Origin of the sequence: Corynebacterium appendicis CIP 107643, from assembly GCF_030408415.1 — a bacterium.
GTDB lineage: Bacteria > Actinomycetota > Actinomycetes > Mycobacteriales > Mycobacteriaceae > Corynebacterium > Corynebacterium appendicis.
Window position 1 is genome coordinate 721,466 of sequence record NZ_CP046976.1, and the last position, 15,446, is coordinate 736,911.

Genomic DNA, 15,446 nt, shown 5'->3' on the forward strand with positions numbered 1-15,446 from the left:
AAGCCCGGCTGAAATTACAGCTAGTCCGCGACGAGGGGCTCCATGGTCAGGTCTGGGTGCTCCTTCTCGATGAAGGCGAGCTTCCACTTGTCGCCGAACAGGGCGATGAGCTCGCCGTCGGTGCGAGTGAAGATCTCCACGCCGCGCTGGCGGCCCAGCTCCGGAGCGGATTCCGCGTCGGTGCGGCGGGCCACGGAGTAGGGGATCGGCTCGGTGACGGTCTCGACGTTGTACTCGTTTTCCATGCGGGCCTGCATGACCTCGAACTGCATGGGGCCGACGGCGGCCATGACGGGGGCGGCGTCGCCGCGGGCATCGTTGCGCAGAATCTGCACGACGCCTTCCGCGTCCAGCTGTTCGAGGGCCTTGCGGAACTGCTTGTACTTGCCCAGCGACTTCGCGCGCAGCGTACGGAAGTGCTCTGGAGCGAACTGCGGCATCGGCGGGAACTGCACCTTCTTGCCGGTGTAGATCGTGTCGCCCGGGGCGAGTGCGCCAGCGTTGACGAGGCCGATGATGTCGCCGGGGAACGCGGTTTCCACAGTGTCGCGGTTGCGGCCGAAGACGGTGAGCGCGTACTTCGTGGAGAAGCTGCGGCCAGACTGCGCGTGCGTGACCTGCATGCCGCGATCGAATTCGCCGGAGACCACGCGCATGAAAGCCAGCGTGTCGCGGTGGTTCTTGTCCATGCCAGCCTGGACCTTGAACACAACGCCGGAGAATTCGTCGCCGACCTCGCGCTCGGGGTCGATGGCCTGCCCGCCGCCGGTCTCAGCCTGCTCGATGGCCTTCGGGTCGGACTCTCGGCCCTCCGGTGCCGGGGCGATCGCGCACAGGGTGTCCAGGATCTGGTGTACGCCGAAGTTCAGCATCGCGGAGGCGAAGATCAGCGGTGAGGTCACGCACTGCTCGAAGAGCTCCTGGTTGTGGATTGCGCCGTCGGCGGCGAGCAGCTCGGCCTCCTCGACGGCGGTATCCCAGGCATCCTCCTCGCGTTCGAGAGCCTGTTCCGGGGAATATTCCTCCTCCGGCGCGATGGTGGATCCACCCGCGGTGCGGATGAAGTGGATGTACTTGTCGGCTTCTCCGTCGTCATTGACGTGCGCGAGCCCGCGGAAGTCTCCCGCTTCGCCCACCGGCCAGTACAGCGGGGTGGGCTGGAGGTCGATCTCGGTGACGATCTCGTCGACAAGCTCGAGCGGCTCGCGGCCGACGCGGTCCCACTTGTTGATCACGGTGACGATCGGCAGCCCGCGCGCTTTGCACACGCGGAAGAGCTTGAGCGTCTGCGGCTCGAGGCCTTTCGCGGCGTCGATGAGCATGACTGCGGCATCGACCGCGGAAAGAACGCGGTAGGTGTCTTCGGAGAAGTCCGCGTGACCCGGGGTGTCCACGAGGTTGATCACGTAAGGCTCGCCGTCCTGTCCCTCCGGCAAATACTCGAACTGGAGAGCCGACGACGCGATGGAAATGCCGCGGTCCTTCTCCATCTCCATCCAGTCGGACACCGTCGACTTGCGGTTGCCCTTGCCGTGCACCGCGCCGGCCTCGGAAATGATGTGCGCATGCAGCGCGAGCGCCTCCGTCAACGTCGACTTACCGGCGTCCGGGTGGGCGATGACGGCGAACGTGCGGCGGCGGGCGGCCTCGGAAACGGTGCTCATGACCTGTAGAGGGTAGTCGCTCGGGCGGTGGGAGGGCGAACCAGCAGAAAAGCGGCCGAACATCGTCTTTCTGGAATTCTTTGGACTGGTTCTCGCGTTGAAGACACCAGTTGCTCGAGCTCCGTCGCGGGAGGTTCAGATGGCCTTCACTAGAGTGGAGCTGAGATAGGTGACTTGTACACAAACGAGAGGAGACAGTATGAAGATCGGCGTGATCGTCGGATCCATCCGCAAGAGCCGTACCGCTGAGAAGGTCGCGGGGTGGATGAAAGAGAATATCGGGGAGCGCGAGGGCGCTGAATACCAGTTCATCGACCTCGCGGATTTCGAGCTTCCGCTTTACGACGGCGCCGGGCTCCCCATGCTCATGAATAAACAGTACGACAACGATGAGGTCACCCGCTGGTCGAAGGCGATCGATGCGTGCGATGCCTTCATCTTCATCACGCCCGAGTACAACCACTCCGTTCCGGCGGCGTTGAAGAACGCCGTGGACACCCTCGGCCCAGAGTGGGTGGGCAAGCCGATTGCGTTCGTCGGCTACGGCGGTGTCGGCGCGATCCGCGCGATTGAGCACTGGCGCCAGATCGCCGCGAATTTCCACATGCACGACATCCGTGAACAACTCGGCTTCATCCAGGCGATGGAGATGTGCGACGGCTTCAACCCGATGCCGCACCGCGCACAGGAGCTCGCGGCGATGTGCGACCGGCTTGAGGAGCTGACGAGCAAGCTGCGCGGTTAAGAACTGCCAATGATCTTGATGACGGCTTCGCCGCGGGCCAGCTCATCCACGATCTTGTCCATCATCCGGATCTTGCGCATGAGCGGGTTCTCGACTTCCTCGACGCGGACGCCGCACACGCTGCCGGTGATGAGTTCCGCCCCAGGGTCCAGCGTGGCCTGACCGAAGAAATCGCGCAGCGTGATGTTACCCGCTCGAGCTTCGCCTGTTCGTCCATGGCTACAGGCTAGACGGCTTTATGCAGTACTCGGTACGCGCGGCGCACGAGCTTCCTGCCTTCTTCCGGATCGCGGGGCTCCGGGAGGGAGAGATAGGCCCGCACCGCGGTTGCGCCAGCGATGCCGAACGCGTTCAGGAGTACTTCCGCGTCGAAAAATGAAGCGCCAGGCACCCGCTCGCGCATGCTCTCAATGAGGGGAGTTGCAAGCTGGCTGATCGTCTCTTCAGTGGGCGGGGCGCTCGAGGCAGCCCGGGCCTGGTCGCCGATGATCACCAATGTCGAAGCTGAATACAAGTCGAAACCCTCCTCAGCCAATGCATCGGCGATGATTGACTCCATGACCTCAGCGGCAGACATGTCGGCCGGCATCGCGGCGATCTGCTCTGCGATCGTGGCGAAGACCTTCCCCAAGAACTCGTAATAGGCCTCGTCGATGTCGGCGAAGTAATTGTGGAATGTGCGCGCAGACACTCCGGCTCTTTCCGACACCTGCGCGACGGTGACCGCTCCCATGCCTTCCTCGACCAGCAGCGTCACCGCCGCCTCCGAGATGGCGCACCGGGTCGCGGCCTTCTTTTCTTCACGCAGGCTCATGGCCTACACCGTAGCCGGTTCGGGTTGGCGGGCATGCATGTGCTGGAGCTTCTCGCCCTCGATGTCCAAGTTGGGCAGAGCCTTGTCCAACCACCCCGGGATCTTCCACGCCCGGTCGCCGAGCAGGTACATCGTGGCTGGGATCAGAGTCATGCGAACCACGAAGGCATCGAGGAGAACGCCCACGGCGAGAGCAAAGCCCATGGCCTTGATGAAGGGCTCGTCGATAAGCATGAATGCGGCGAACACGGAGATCATGATGAGCGCTGCGGCTGTGACCACGCGGGCACCGTGCTTGAAACCGTTGGAAACTGCATTTCCGGCGGTCTTGCTCCGTGAAACGTAACCTTCGCGCATGCGCGTGACCAGGAAGACCTGGTAATCCATGGCCAGGCCAAAGGTCAGGCCGATGAGCATGATCGGCAGGAACGACAACAACGGTTGCGGATCTTCGATGATCCCGAACATGCCCTCCTGGAAGATCGCGACAGTGACGCCGAATGTCGCTGCCATGGAGAGCCCGAAGCCGAGCGCGGCAATGAGAGGCACCCAGAAGGACCGGAAGACGAGCATGAGCACGATAAATGCGAGGCCAAGCACAATCGCGATGTAGGGGACGAGGACATTGGAGAGCATTTCCGAGATGTCGTCGAAGATCGGCGTGATGCCGGTGATGCCGAAGGTCGCACCGGTCTCGTCTTCGAACGGCTGCTTGAAGCCGCGGAGACGCTCAAGTGTCTGGGTCGTGGCCTCGTCGGTCGCGCCCGAATTCGGGGTGATCAGGATCTGGGCCGCGTCCATGTTGTCAGTGGTCTGCACGATCTGTGCGTTGACAACGCCTTCAGTGTCAGAGAAATCCTGGAGAAGGGTCTGGTAAGCGCCCATACGGTCTTGCTCTGCGACGTTAGCGGTGTCCACGTACGCGATCATCGGTGCGTTGCGTCCCTCGCCGAATTTCTCGGCCGTGATCTCGTAGGCTTCACGCTGCGGCGACCCGAGCTTCGCAGTGCCGTCGGTGGGCATGGCCAGACGCAGGTTCGCGGCAGGGATGGCCAAAATGCCCAACAGAAGTGCGCCAGCAATGAGGTTCAGCCACGGCCGTGCGCGGATCTGGCGCGCCCACAGCAGACCCATCGTCGGTTTCTCGTCTTCCGGGTCGGGGACCTTCGGCCCTGGGACGCGGATCGCGAAGGCGCGGGTGCCCAGCAGGCCGAGCAGCGACGGCAAGAAGGTCAGCGCCACAAGAACAGCGATCGCGACGGTCGCAGCTGCGGCGAGGGCCATCGTGGTGAGGAACGGGATCCGGATGATGGAAAGCGCCGCCAAAGCGATGAGAACGGTGGTGCCTGCGAAGACGACGGAGCCGCCAGCAGTGCCCAGAGCCATGCCCATGGCGCGGGCACGGGTGTCCTTGTCCATCTTGCGCAGCTCTTGCGCGAGTTCTTTGGGGGTCAGGTCGTTCAAGCCGGACGATGTGATCAGCTCGTTGCGGAATCGCGCGACAATGAACAGTGAGTAGTCGATTCCGACTGCGAGGCCGATCATCGAAGCCAGCATCGGAGTCATGTCCGAAATCGAGTCGGTGAGCAGCGTGCACAGCTGCACTCCCAGGATGCCGACACCCACGCCGATCACCGCGGCGATGAGCGGCAGGCCCGCTGCCACCAGCGAACCGAAGGTGACCAGCAGGACGATCGCTGCGACGGCAATACCGATCAGCTCTGCGGTGCCGTCCATTTCACCTGCACCGCTGAACGCGTTGCCGCTGTACTTCACGGTGAGATCGGTGTCGTCGTAGCGCTGCAGAATGTCCTGGACTTCGGTGAGTGTCTCCTCCGGGATCTCCATGACAGTCTCGGCGTCGAAGGTCACGTTCACAGTGCCGGTGGTCTCATCGGGACTCAGCGGGGACAATGCGGCGAGATCCGAGTCGATCTGCTCTTGAGGCATGCCCTGGGCGCTTTTCGCCTCGCCCATTTGCTGGGCCATGCCCCCAGCCGCGAGCACCGGATTGACGATGGCGTCGGGATCGCGGAAGTCACCGGTGGATTTGAGCTCGTGGAGCAGCTTGTCGACGTCGCCCATGACCTCCGGGTCCTTCAGAGTCTTTCCCTCCGGTGCCTGGACGAGGACGGTGGCGCTTGGCACGCTCATCGCGTCCTCATCCGTGCCGAAGCGCTCGTTCATCTCCTGCTGAGTGACAGTGGAGTCCATGTCCGGCATGGAGAACGTCGGGCTCGGAGATTTTGCGAAGTTGACGGCGCCGAACCCGAGAGCGCCGAGGAGGATCAACCATACAGCCAAAAAAGGCCAGACTTTTTTATACGACCATTGTCCTAGCCGATAGAGAATTTTAGACATGCTGCGCAGTGTACGCAAACTTGCATGGTCTGTGCAACTTGAGTCGGGGTGCCGTCAAATGCGGCAGGAAATCGTGCCGGAAAACTCAACCTCGCCGCTGCGGTTGACCGCGACGACGTCGCCTCGCGCGAACGTAGGGGGAGTGTGCAGCTCAATGGAGGAGAAGCGTGGAGTGGCGTGCCTCGTCGGCACTGGTTCAAACCACAGCGGCCACGGCCCATAGCCGTCGATGGCGGCAACGCGGTGGGCGCCTTGCCGGTGCACGTCATCCAGCCCAACGAGGCGGCGGATGAAGGTGAACAAGCCCTTGCGGCGGAATGTCGGCGCGACCCAGATCCATGCGGCCGCAACAGTCACGGCGTGCAGAGCGGCCAGCCCCGGCTGAACACGTAAATGAGGAAGATAGCGGTGAACCAGGCGACGACGCCGATCGCGGACCGGATCATCAGTCCGGTGTCGCCGTCGAAATACATCCGCTGATTGTCGACACGGACACCGCTGGTGAAGAGGAATACCAGGAGAAACGCGAGCGACCAGACGAGGAAGCCGTTGCCGAGAATCTTGGAAGCCACCTTGTAGCGTTTCCAGCCGTTGCCGACATCAGCGATGAGTTCGTGGTCGGGCAACATTGCGTCTCCTCCCCAGCGCGCGAGCGATGGAAAACAGTTTAGGGTGAAAACGGATTGTCCACCGGCTGAATGGCGCGCACGAGAATGGACGGGCAGGTATTGGCGCAGTCGGACACCGACATGCCGTTGAGCTCAGCGCTTGTCTTGTTCGCAGCCTCAGTTCTGGTGGTGGTCGTGATCATCGGTGTGATGCTGATTAGGGAAAACCGCAAAAAGAATAAGGCTGGCAGGGCCTTCGCGGACACGCACGGGCAGCGCGCGGGGGCATTAATCGGAGAGACCGACCGGATTATCCGGGGGATCCGCTCGCCGCTTTTGCCGCTGAATGCGCGGGCTAATTGGGATCAAGTGAAGCAGGAATTCGCGGATGATCCGCGGTCGGTCACGGCGATCGAGAAAATCTACGCCACCTACGACAACGTCCGATACGTGGCGGGGATTGAGGGAGGGGACGTCGGGTGCCGTCGTCAAGCGGTCAACGAGCTGATGACTGAAGTCCGCACGGTCAACGCCCAACCTGTGTTCCGCGATATCGCGGCGTTGCGCGGGAAGGAGGCCGCGCCGACCTTCGTCGAGGACTATGTGCGTGTGGTGCACTCCGTCGGCAGGTTTTCGAGAATGCGTTTCGGTGAGGTGCCGGTGACGATCACGAGCCGGGAATTCCGCCCCGCCGCCGGTGTGGGCGGGTTCGTGCCCGCCGGCGCGGCGTGGAATAGAACCGTGAAATACAAGGCGAAGTGGCTGGTCGACCCGGACGGGCTGCTGAGGCCGTGCACGGAAGCGCAGGTCTACCGACGGTGGCGGAGGGGAGTGGAGCGATGATCGAGACTGTTTCTGAATGGGCGCCCGTTGCCGTTGTCGGCGTGCTGATCGTCGCCGGCATCGTCGCGTTGATCCGGTACCTGAATCCGAATATCAGCCAGACCGCGCGCGGGGGTATCGAGGCGTACACCGAACCCATCATTCCGCGTGACGATGCCTTGTACCGCCGCGCTGTCAACTCCGTTCCTGCGACTGACCGGCTGATCCACCAATTGCGCTCGCCGCTGGCCGCAGGCATGGTCGAGCAGTGGAATCAGGCGAAGCAGGCGCTCACGCCGCTGCCAGAAGGCGGCAACAGCAGCGCCAAAGCGACCGGCCCGATGCGGGCGGCACGGAGGATCGACAGAATGTCGCGGCGCGTTGCAGTGCTCGCCGCGGCGGAAAATGGCGACGAGGACGCGCGGTTGACCATCGTCGACGATCTGCTGGAGGACCTTGCCTTCGCGTACGATTCCTGCTCGCTGGACGACACAAAGCGTGTCCCGGTGCGCGACGGCATTGTCGCGGTGACGCGCCGGGCGCGGGCGCTGAAGGGCGACCTTGTGTCGCCGCAGTTCTTCCAGATCTTCATGGGGATCTGCGCCGAATACGCGGCGGTCATGCGGGAGGCGCGGCCTGTGTTCAGATTCATCAAGAAGGACATCGACTATTCGCCACCCGACTTCAGCAGCGAGTTGTGGGTTTTCGGCACAGGCATCGACGGTCTCGTGCCGTGGCTGCACGCCTATGCAGTCAACGAGCAGATCGAGTTCCGCAACCGCAGCAGCACTAGCTAGCGCGCGTGGATCTGGTTCTGCGCGCGCTGCAGGCCTTCCTCAACCACGAGGCGCGCGGCGTCCGCGGCGGTGGCGATCCGCTCGTCCAGCCCCTCGTCATCGACGGGGCTGAGCACCCATTCGGGGACCGGCATGCCCTTCGGCGGGCGGCCGATGCCGATGCGCACGCGGATGTAGTCGCGGGTTCCCAGCTGCTCAGTCAGAGACTTCAGGCCGTTGTGCCCGTTCTCGTTCCCGCCCTGCTTGATGCGGACTTTCCCGGCAGGCATGTCGAGTTCGTCGTGGAGGACGATGATGCGCTCGGGCGGAATCTCAAGCTTCTCCGCCACCGGAGCAACGCCTTCGCCGCTGTTGTTCATGAAGGTCGTCGACCGCAGCGCGAGGGCAGTCGTGTCCGGCACCAGCACGCCCTGGGCTTTGAAGGAGGGCAGGGGGCGCAGGGCTTGTCCGTCGATAAGCATGTCCTGCGCCATGTAGCCCACGTTGTGGCGGGTGGCGGCATATTTCGCGCCGGGGTTGCCCAGACCTACGATGAGCCAGTCAGCGTCGAGGTCGGGTTCGTGCTGGCGGGGTGCGAAAAGGGCGCGGATTTTGTCGAACACGCAGCCCAGTCTAAGTCAGCGCTCCGCTAGAGTGGCCACCATGCCACCAGAACTTCCCGCCCGTCTGCCCCGCGTGATCGCCGCCCCCATGGCGGGTGGCCCGAGTACGCCGGAACTCGTGAACGCTGTCGGTTTCGGCTTCCTCGCGTGGGGGACGTGCACGCTCGAGCACGCGCGCGAGGAGCTTTCGCATATCGACGAACCCTTCGGCATCAACCTCTTCTACCCCCAACGGGAAACCCCGCGCCGGGAAGACTTGGAAGCAGTCGCGGCTGAGCTTAACGCGGAGATCCCTGAGCCGGATTACACCTTCGGCTTCCACGAGAAGCTCAACCTCGCGCTCGCCGACGGCCGCGCGGCGATCATTTCGTGCACCTTCGGCTGTTTCACTGAAGAAGAATTCCGCCGCATCCACGATGCCGGCATCCAGGCGTGGGTGACAGTGACGAACGAGGTCGACGCGCTCAAGGCAGCCGAACTCGGCGCCGACGGTGTGATCGTGCAGGGCCCGAAGGCCGGCGGCCACCGCTCCACGTGGAGGATCACCGAAGAGCCCGACGGGCGCGACCTGGAGCAACTGCTCAGCGGCATTTTCCGCCACGTCAACATCCCGATCATCGCCGCCGGCGGCGCCCGCACTGCTGAGGATGTCGAGCGCCTTATCGAGTGGGGCGCGAACTCCGTCGCCTGCGGCAGCGCATTCCTGCTTGCCGACGAAGCCGGCACCTCCGAAAACAACCGCGCCACCTTACGAGCCGGCGGGACCTCTGTGTCCACCCGCGCCTTCTCCGGCCGCTACGCCCGCGGCGTGGAAACCCGCTTCACCCGCGAGCACGACGATCTTCCCCCGCTGTACCCGCAGCTAAACGCCATGCAGAAACCGCTGCGCAATGATCCCGACCACGGCTACTGCCTCGTCGGCGACGATTTCGCCGGCAAACTCCACGAAGGTCCCGCCGCGGAGATCGAGGCCAAGCTGCTGGGGCGTTAGCTACGCGCTACGAGAGAGCGGCGATGAGTTCGTCGGCCGCGTCGGCAAGCGTGATGGGCAGCTCGGCTGCTTCCTGCTTGCTGAAGGGCTTGAGCACGTAATCGGCGGGGGCTTGGCGGCCGGGTGGGCGTCCGATGCCCACGGCGAGACGGTTGTAGTTCGGGGTGGCCAACGACTTGGTCACGGACTTCAGCCCGTTGTGGCCGTGGTCGCCGCCGCCGAGGCGGAGTTTGACCGTGCCGAAGTCGAGGTCGAGCTCGTCGTAAATGAGATAAATATCGGCGGGCTTGACACCGTAATAGCTGGCGAGGGCTTTCACCGGGCCGCCGGAGACATTCATGAAGCTGCGGGTGCGGGCGAGAATCGTCCGGCGGCCGGTGAGACGGCCGGCGGTGAGCTCGGCGACTTCGGTGTTCGTCTTCTTGTGCACGCTCAACTGCGCCGGCATCGGAGTGGTGCGGTCGAGCAGCTCTTCGATCACCATCACTCCCGCATTGTGGCGGGTCTGTGCGTAGATCGTCCCGGGATTGCCCAGGCCGACGATGAGAACTGGCGAAGAATCGGAAGTCACGAGAATCGAGTCTACTTACCGTGGCTCAGGTCGCGCGGGCCTTCAATCCCCTCGAGGAAGAGGTCGATGAGTCGCTCCTGAATGCGAGGCGCTGTGGCATTGATGATCGATGAATCCGGTAGCGGGCGAGAGGCGATCGCCAAGGCAAACGGGACGTTGACGGGCAGCTTCGCTATGGAGTGGCTCGCTATCTCCGCCGGTATTTTGGCTACCTCGATGCTTACTGCGGGACTCGGGGCGCTCATGGGCGTTCCCGGCGTGGGTATCGGTGCCGTCTTGACGATCTTCCTGGCGAACCCCCTGTCCGGCTTGTCGACGGGTCCGTGGCTGCTGCCGTCGGGGTGGTCCACCCTGGGCCAGTGGATGCCGATCGGTGCGACCGGCCACCTCGTCCGCTCGCTGTCGTTCTTTGACGGTGGCGGGGCAGGGGCTGCCTGGTGGGTGCTCGCCCTGTGGATCGTCACGGGACTGGTGCTTCTTTCTGTCGCTCGTCCAGAGCGGAAACAATAAAGATACAAATAGAGAAACGGCCGGCGACCCCGCGGTGGGGTGGCCGGCCGTTTAGCCGTTGGCGCCGATAAGCGATTTACTCCTCGGAGGTGCCCTCGCCCTCGCCGTCAGCCGGTGCCTCGTCCGCGGACTCGGCGCCAGCCTCAGCGCCGCCTTCCTCAGCCTCTTCAGCAGCAGCCTCGACCTCTTCGTCAACCTGCTGGTAGGTGACATTGATGGCCAGGTACTCCGGATCGGTGATGAGCTCGGCGCCCTCCGGCAGCGGCAGATCGCCGGCGAGGATCTGGTCGCCGATCTCCTTGCCCTCGATGGACACGGTGATCTCGTCCGGAATGTTCAGCGCGTCGACCTCGATCTCGACAACGTCGATCTCCTGCAGGACCACAGCATCCGGGGCAGCCTCGCCCTCGTAGACGACCGGGACCTCGACGGTTACCTTTTCGCCGCGCTTGACGCCGAAGAGGTCGATGTGGTCGATGTTCAGGGTCAGGACGTTCTGGTCGACGTGCTTGACCATCGCGAGGTTCTTGTCGCCCTCAACCTCGAGTTCGAGAATGGCGTTGGTGCCGTCGTTGCGCACGAGAGCGGTGATCTCGAGGATGTCCACGTGGAAGTGGATGTTGTCCTCGCCGTTGCTGTACAGAACGCCCGGGACGCGGCCCGCGGCGCGCAGGCGGCGAGCGGAGCCCTTGCCGAACTCGTCGCGCTTGTCAGCCTGGATGGTCGGGAACTTATTCGCCATGATGCTTTCTCCTTCTAGTGATGCTTAGATTCGATGAGCCACAGAAAAAGCCTGCGGCCACGTGTGCTCGTCGAGTGACCGCAGGCTTTTGGGAGAAAAGTCTGTGATAATTCATCGCGTCGATAACGGCCCTGCTTGCGCGAATCCGAGCAAGTGGGGTCCCTCGCCGAGACAGCTCATGAGATTAGCAGAGCGGGTAGGGCCGGACCAAACCTAGCGCTGCCAGATGAAATGGCCGGTGCGCTGCAGGTGTTCGTGGCCGGTGTCGAGAGGAATGCCGGCGCGCTCGCGGATACTCACAGCCACGGCGAGGCCGACGACGCTCGCGCCGACCAAGTAGGCGGTGATACCCCACGAGGAACCGGTGGCTTCATAGATCCAGGATGCGATGAACGGGGCGAAGGCGCCGCCGAGGATCGCGCCGATCGCGTAGGTGATCGAAGTGCCAGACGCGCGGACCGAGGCGGGGAAGAGCTCCGAATACAGCGCCGCGATCTGCCCGTAGGTGAAGCCGAGTGCCAGGGCGAGGAAGATCAGAGCAGCGTAAATCTTGCCCATCTCAGCTGTGTTCACCAGTGGGAAGAGAACGAAAGCGGCGATGATCTGGATGACAAAACCGCCGACGAGGGTGGTCTTCCGCCCGAGCCGGTCGGAGAGCCAGCCGGTGAAGAATGTGGAGACCATCCAGACTGCCCCGGCGACGGTGACGGCGAAGAGGATCGGCCCGCGCTCCATGGCCATTCCGTCCGGGTCGGTGGTGTAGTTCTGGATGTAGCCGCCGGTGGTCATGTATCCCAGCACGCTGTTCGCTGCGAAGAGAAGGGCGCCAGCGATGACGACGGGAGTGTAGTTTCGGAACAATGCGCCGATAGGATTGGAAGCTTGTCCAGCGGAAATCTCCGTCATTTCTTCGTAGACCGGGGATTCGTCCACGCCCTTGCGCACCCACCAGCCGAGCAGAACCAGCAGGGCGGAGAAGAGGAACGGCACGCGCCAGCCCCAGTCGAGGAAGGCGTCGCCCGGCGCGATGATATTCATCAGGTACAGCGCGCCGGACGACAGCAACAGGCCGGCAGGGGCGCCGATCTGCGGACCCGCGCCGAAGAGGCCGCGCTTGCCGTCCGGGGCGTGCTCGACGGCCAGAAGGACTGCCGAACCCCACTCGCCGCCGGCGGAAATGCCCTGCACCAGGCGCAGCAGAACGAGCAGGACGGGGGAGAGGACACCGATCGTCTCGTAGGTGGGAAGCAGGCCGATCAGGGTGGTGGCGCCCCCCATTGCCAGCAGCGTCACCATGAGCACAACGCGGCGGCCGAGCTTGTCCGCGAAATGCCCCGCCAAAAACGCGCCGAGCGGGCGGAACAGGAACGACAGCCCGACGGTGAGGAATGCGACTAAAGTGCCGCCGGCCGGACCCAGCGGGGCGAACATCGCGGCCTTGAACACCAGGCCGGCGGTGGCGGCGTAGAGAAAGAAGTCGTACCACTCGATGGCAGTGCCCACCGTCGTGGCTGCCACCACGCGGCGGCGTTCGGAGGTGAGGGAGGCGTCGTCGTTAAGCGGCGCGCTTGCTGCTTTCGGTGTTGAAACCATGCTTGCGAAGTTTATGCGAAAGAGCGCGCACACCGCTCGAAAACGACAGAAACCACGCCTCTTCCTGGCGTGGGCACGGGTGTGGCGCTCGAAGGCGCGCCCGGAGATGGCCGCCCAGCTGCTGGCCATCGACCCCCACTCGCCCAACGAGTTTCGCTGCAACGTGATCGCGGCCAACATCCCCGAGTTCTACGAGGCCTTCGAGGTGGACGAGGGATCCACGATGTGGATCGATCCGGCGAAGCGGGTGGCAATCTGGTGAGGAAACCGCTCGAACAGGGTTCGCTCGACGATTCCTACCCGGAAAACGTGCAGGGCGACGCCGACTTCAACGTCGGCGGCGTGGAGCGCCTCCTGCCGGACGAGCTGCAGCTGGAGCAGCTGGTCTCCTACATGGATGCGACCTACCCGCTCGAAGGCGAGCCGTCGGACAGGTACCTCGCGCTGCTGCCGGACCGGCTCACCCACGCGGCGATGCTCATGCTCGGTTCGGCCGTCGACCACGCCATGCCCGGTGTCGCCTACGCCGGCGGGGTGTCGGTGAGCGAGGTCGACCTGGGCGCTTTGTTCACCCCCTCCCACCCTTCCGGGGCATGGGCGGTGTCCTGCGCGGCGGGGCTCGGGCCGCAGGCCCGGGAGTTCCTCTGGCGCCCCGAGGTAGCTGGCGCCGCGGAGCTGTCGGGAACCACGATCCTCGACATCGCCGACCCCGCCGCAGCCGCTGCCGCGGTGCGCTCGGCCCGCGGTAGCGGCGCAACGCACGTGGTTCTGTGGGGGTTGGGCACGCTGCCCGACACGACGCTGCTGACCTTTCCGTCCGCCGAGGGGCAGGAGGCCACCGTGGTGCAAACCCGCGAGGAGTATGTCACCCGCGGCTGGATCTCCACCCGCACCCAGGCGCGCCGCCGAGTTCGCGACGCCGCAGATGTGCTGCGCTCTGCGGCTGGCCGGAACGCCGGGTGATCCCCGGGCGGCCCGGCTGTTTACTTTGCGGGCCGGCCGTCACCGCTGACGGATGAGCCCGTGCTTGCTCGGGTGGAAGAGAGCCGGGTCGTCATCCACGCCGTCGTAGACCTTCGCCGGCCGCCACGTGCGTACGGCAGCGTCGACGTCGCGGGCTGCGGCCGCAAGGAAATCCGCTGCGGCCAGGAGGACCGGCGGCTCGCAGGTAGGGCAGGAATTGACCTCGTAGACCACGAGTTCGCCCGTGGCCGTGTCCTCTCCGATGTCCACTCCCCCGATCAGCGTTCCCACGGCGCGGGATGCACGGGAGGCGAGGGCACTGATGTCCTCGGTGAGGGGGCACATCGCGATCTGGCCGCCCGCCTTCACGTTGGTCACCCACTGCCCCGCGGGCGCGTAACGGTACATCGCGAACACCGCGTGGTGGTTGACGGTGTAGACCCTGATGTCGCGGCCCGGGTTCTGAACCCACGGCATGGCGTAGTAGTTCTCCCCGCTCTGCTCCACCCCGGCCAGGACTGGCTGGAGGTCGGCGGCGGTGTCCGCGCGCTGGAGACCACGGCCGCCGAAACCGAAGACGGGCTTCGTCACGGCCGGGCCGCCGAGCTCAGCCATCCACGAGCGGAGCGCGACCGGGTCCCGGCCTGTGATGACCGGGTAGCCCAGGGCGCGCTCCGCAGCCAGGTGGGCACTGGTAACGTACTTGTTCTGCGCCCTGAAGAGGGTCAGCGCGGAGTTGATCACGGGGACTCCCGCGGCGGCGAACGCCTCCAGATGGGCCATCCCCGGGAACAACAGATCCTCCAGGACCCACCCGACCACCAGATCGGGTGTGAATTCCAGGCCCGCCGCAGAGAATGACTGCACCCCGTCCCGGATATTGACCACCAGCTCGTGAGGGTGGACGCGGATCACGGAGGTGCCCCGGTCGCGCAGGGCCGGGAAGAGCACGTTGTGGTCTTCTTCATCGGTGTCGTCGCTGAGAATAACGATCAACGGTTGGTCTGGGCGGGGCGGTTCGTTGAATCGGCTCAGCATCGCACTGGGGTACCCTTCCGAGCACTCCCGTGCTCATATGCCTACTTACTTATGTTTCTAGACATGGTAGTCGGGTGGTCCACCCCGCGCCGGGCATCCGGGAAATTCACGGCACGCGTGCCTGCGGGGCCTGCGCTGGCCGAGTAATCTCGGATTGCAAGAACGATGCAGCCCGTGGAGGACATAATGAGCACGAATTCAGACCGCAATCCCGCCGAGGACACAAACGACGCGCGCGAGCATGACGCGACTCTGTCGCCGCAGGACGACGGCGCGGCCGGGACGATGAACGTCGACGAGCTCGTCGACGAGCGCATCGACGAATCGTTCCCGGCAAGCGACCCGCCCGCCTCCTACTAGGGGCGCACCCGGCCCCGTCTACCCGTCGCGCCGCTTGAGCAGGAACGGGATCGGGTCGCCGAGATGCCACGCCTTCAGGGAGGCAGCGGATCCTCGGGCCGAAAGGCGCGTTTAAGAACCGGACATCTGCATATCGGACGTTGAAAGGGATGGAGGCGATGCACTCATTGCGGAAAGGGCAAGGCACGGTGTTTGCCTACGGGCAACCGAACCCGGACGTGGTGATCGTCAACCGGGTCTTCGAGACGGCCTGAGAACGCCCACA

General features: G+C 64.3%; 18 protein-coding genes and 2 pseudogenes. 9 read left to right on the forward strand and 11 right to left on the reverse strand.

Annotation, left to right across the window (positions count from 1 at the left end):
• Nucleotides 1-20 precede the first annotated feature (20 nt).
• Nucleotides 21-1,664, reverse strand: a complete 1,644-nt coding sequence (locus tag CAPP_RS03680) for a peptide chain release factor 3 (protein ID WP_076599353.1) — start codon at nt 1,662-1,664, stop codon at nt 21-23.
• A 199-nt stretch (nt 1,665-1,863) separates the two neighbouring features.
• On the opposite strand from CAPP_RS03680, the gene CAPP_RS03685 reads away from it, so the two are divergent.
• The gene (locus tag CAPP_RS03685) at nt 1,864-2,409 is read left to right on the forward strand and encodes an NADPH-dependent FMN reductase (protein ID WP_076599321.1); all 546 of its coding nucleotides are present in this window, start codon (nt 1,864-1,866) and stop codon (nt 2,407-2,409) included.
• Here the strand turns inward: CAPP_RS03685 and CAPP_RS03690 are convergent.
• The 5 genes from CAPP_RS03690 to CAPP_RS03710 are packed head-to-tail and all read right to left on the reverse strand — an operon-like array spanning nt 2,406 to nt 6,213.
• Complete coding sequence (locus CAPP_RS03690) at nt 2,406-2,594, reverse strand: DUF2200 family protein (RefSeq protein ID WP_084560589.1); 189 nt, start codon at nt 2,592-2,594, stop codon at nt 2,406-2,408. The genes CAPP_RS03685 and CAPP_RS03690 overlap by 4 nt on opposite strands.
• Nucleotides 2,595-2,635: 41 nt before the next feature.
• Nucleotides 2,636-3,223 carry a TetR/AcrR family transcriptional regulator gene (locus CAPP_RS03695; RefSeq protein ID WP_084560590.1) on the reverse strand — a complete coding sequence of 196 codons (588 nt, stop codon included), beginning with the start codon at nt 3,221-3,223 and terminating at the stop codon, nt 2,636-2,638.
• Nucleotides 3,224-3,226: 3 nt separating this feature from the next.
• Entirely contained in the window at nt 3,227-5,584 is a 2,358-nt protein-coding gene (locus CAPP_RS03700; RefSeq protein WP_076599322.1) for an MMPL family transporter, read from the reverse strand.
• A 54-nt stretch (nt 5,585-5,638) separates the two neighbouring features.
• Complete coding sequence (locus CAPP_RS03705) at nt 5,639-5,941, reverse strand: hypothetical protein (protein ID WP_076599323.1); 303 nt, start codon at nt 5,939-5,941, stop codon at nt 5,639-5,641.
• Nucleotides 5,938-6,213, reverse strand: a complete 276-nt coding sequence (locus tag CAPP_RS03710) for a hypothetical protein (RefSeq protein WP_076599324.1) — start codon at nt 6,211-6,213, stop codon at nt 5,938-5,940. Before CAPP_RS03710 ends, CAPP_RS03705 begins: the two co-directional genes overlap by 4 nt.
• Nucleotides 6,214-6,282: 69 nt before the next feature.
• Here CAPP_RS03710 and CAPP_RS03715 point away from each other — a divergent pair, with 69 nt between their 5' ends.
• Both CAPP_RS03715 and CAPP_RS03720 read left to right on the forward strand, forming a co-directional pair.
• A complete protein-coding gene (locus CAPP_RS03715; RefSeq protein ID WP_076599325.1) occupies nt 6,283-7,035 on the forward strand; it encodes a hypothetical protein in 753 nt (250 codons plus the stop codon).
• Nucleotides 7,032-7,811 carry a hypothetical protein gene (locus CAPP_RS03720; protein WP_076599326.1) on the forward strand — a complete coding sequence of 260 codons (780 nt, stop codon included), beginning with the start codon at nt 7,032-7,034 and terminating at the stop codon, nt 7,809-7,811. The genes CAPP_RS03715 and CAPP_RS03720 overlap by 4 nt, the downstream gene beginning before the upstream one ends.
• Here CAPP_RS03720 and pth (CAPP_RS03725) read toward each other — a convergent pair.
• Complete coding sequence (gene pth / locus CAPP_RS03725; RefSeq protein ID WP_076599327.1) at nt 7,808-8,413, reverse strand: aminoacyl-tRNA hydrolase; 606 nt, start codon at nt 8,411-8,413, stop codon at nt 7,808-7,810. The two genes, CAPP_RS03720 and pth (CAPP_RS03725), sit on opposite strands and share 4 nt — an antisense overlap.
• A 40-nt stretch (nt 8,414-8,453) precedes the next feature.
• On the opposite strand from pth (CAPP_RS03725), the gene CAPP_RS03730 reads away from it, so the two are divergent.
• On the forward strand, nt 8,454-9,404 hold the full coding sequence (locus CAPP_RS03730; protein ID WP_076599328.1) for a nitronate monooxygenase: 951 nt from the start codon (nt 8,454-8,456) through the stop codon (nt 9,402-9,404).
• Nucleotides 9,405-9,411: 7 nt separating this feature from the next.
• Here CAPP_RS03730 and pth (CAPP_RS03735) read toward each other — a convergent pair whose 3' ends face one another.
• A complete protein-coding gene (pth, locus tag CAPP_RS03735) occupies nt 9,412-9,975 on the reverse strand; it encodes an aminoacyl-tRNA hydrolase (protein WP_076599329.1) in 564 nt (187 codons plus the stop codon).
• 93 nt (nt 9,976-10,068) lie between these two features.
• Between pth (CAPP_RS03735) and CAPP_RS03740 the strand changes: the two genes are divergently transcribed.
• Nucleotides 10,069-10,485, forward strand: coding sequence for a hypothetical protein (locus CAPP_RS03740; protein ID WP_234958855.1), 417 nt, complete (start codon nt 10,069-10,071; stop codon nt 10,483-10,485).
• A 76-nt stretch (nt 10,486-10,561) separates the two neighbouring features.
• Here CAPP_RS03740 and CAPP_RS03745 read toward each other — a convergent pair whose 3' ends face one another.
• A complete protein-coding gene (locus CAPP_RS03745; protein WP_076599330.1) occupies nt 10,562-11,227 on the reverse strand; it encodes a 50S ribosomal protein L25/general stress protein Ctc in 666 nt (221 codons plus the stop codon).
• Nucleotides 11,228-11,440: 213 nt separating this feature from the next.
• Nucleotides 11,441-12,820: an MFS transporter gene (locus CAPP_RS03750; RefSeq protein WP_076599331.1), complete on the reverse strand. Its 1,380-nt coding sequence runs from the start codon at nt 12,818-12,820 to the stop codon at nt 11,441-11,443.
• On the opposite strand from CAPP_RS03750, the pseudogene CAPP_RS03755 reads away from it, so the two are divergent.
• Both CAPP_RS03755 and CAPP_RS03760 read left to right on the forward strand, forming a co-directional pair.
• Nucleotides 12,816-13,082 (forward strand): annotated as a pseudogene (locus tag CAPP_RS03755) (M13-type metalloendopeptidase); the annotation flags it as partial. The gene CAPP_RS03750 and the pseudogene CAPP_RS03755 sit on opposite strands and share 5 nt — an antisense overlap.
• A complete protein-coding gene (locus CAPP_RS03760) occupies nt 13,079-13,783 on the forward strand; it encodes a hypothetical protein (protein ID WP_076599332.1) in 705 nt (234 codons plus the stop codon). The pseudogene CAPP_RS03755 and the gene CAPP_RS03760, both read left to right, overlap by 4 nt.
• Before the next feature lie 39 nt (nt 13,784-13,822).
• Here the strand turns inward: CAPP_RS03760 and CAPP_RS03765 are convergent, their stop codons facing one another.
• Complete coding sequence (locus tag CAPP_RS03765) at nt 13,823-14,821, reverse strand: ATP-grasp domain-containing protein (RefSeq protein ID WP_076599333.1); 999 nt, start codon at nt 14,819-14,821, stop codon at nt 13,823-13,825.
• Nucleotides 14,822-15,007: 186 nt separating this feature from the next.
• Between CAPP_RS03765 and CAPP_RS03770 the strand changes: the two genes are divergently transcribed.
• Nucleotides 15,008-15,181 carry a hypothetical protein gene (locus tag CAPP_RS03770; protein WP_159437736.1) on the forward strand — a complete coding sequence of 58 codons (174 nt, stop codon included), beginning with the start codon at nt 15,008-15,010 and terminating at the stop codon, nt 15,179-15,181.
• A gap of 83 nt (nt 15,182-15,264) precedes the next feature.
• Nucleotides 15,265-15,435: pseudogene (locus CAPP_RS03775) on the forward strand (IS6 family transposase); the annotation flags it as partial.
• Between the last annotated feature and the right edge of the window lie 11 nt (nt 15,436-15,446).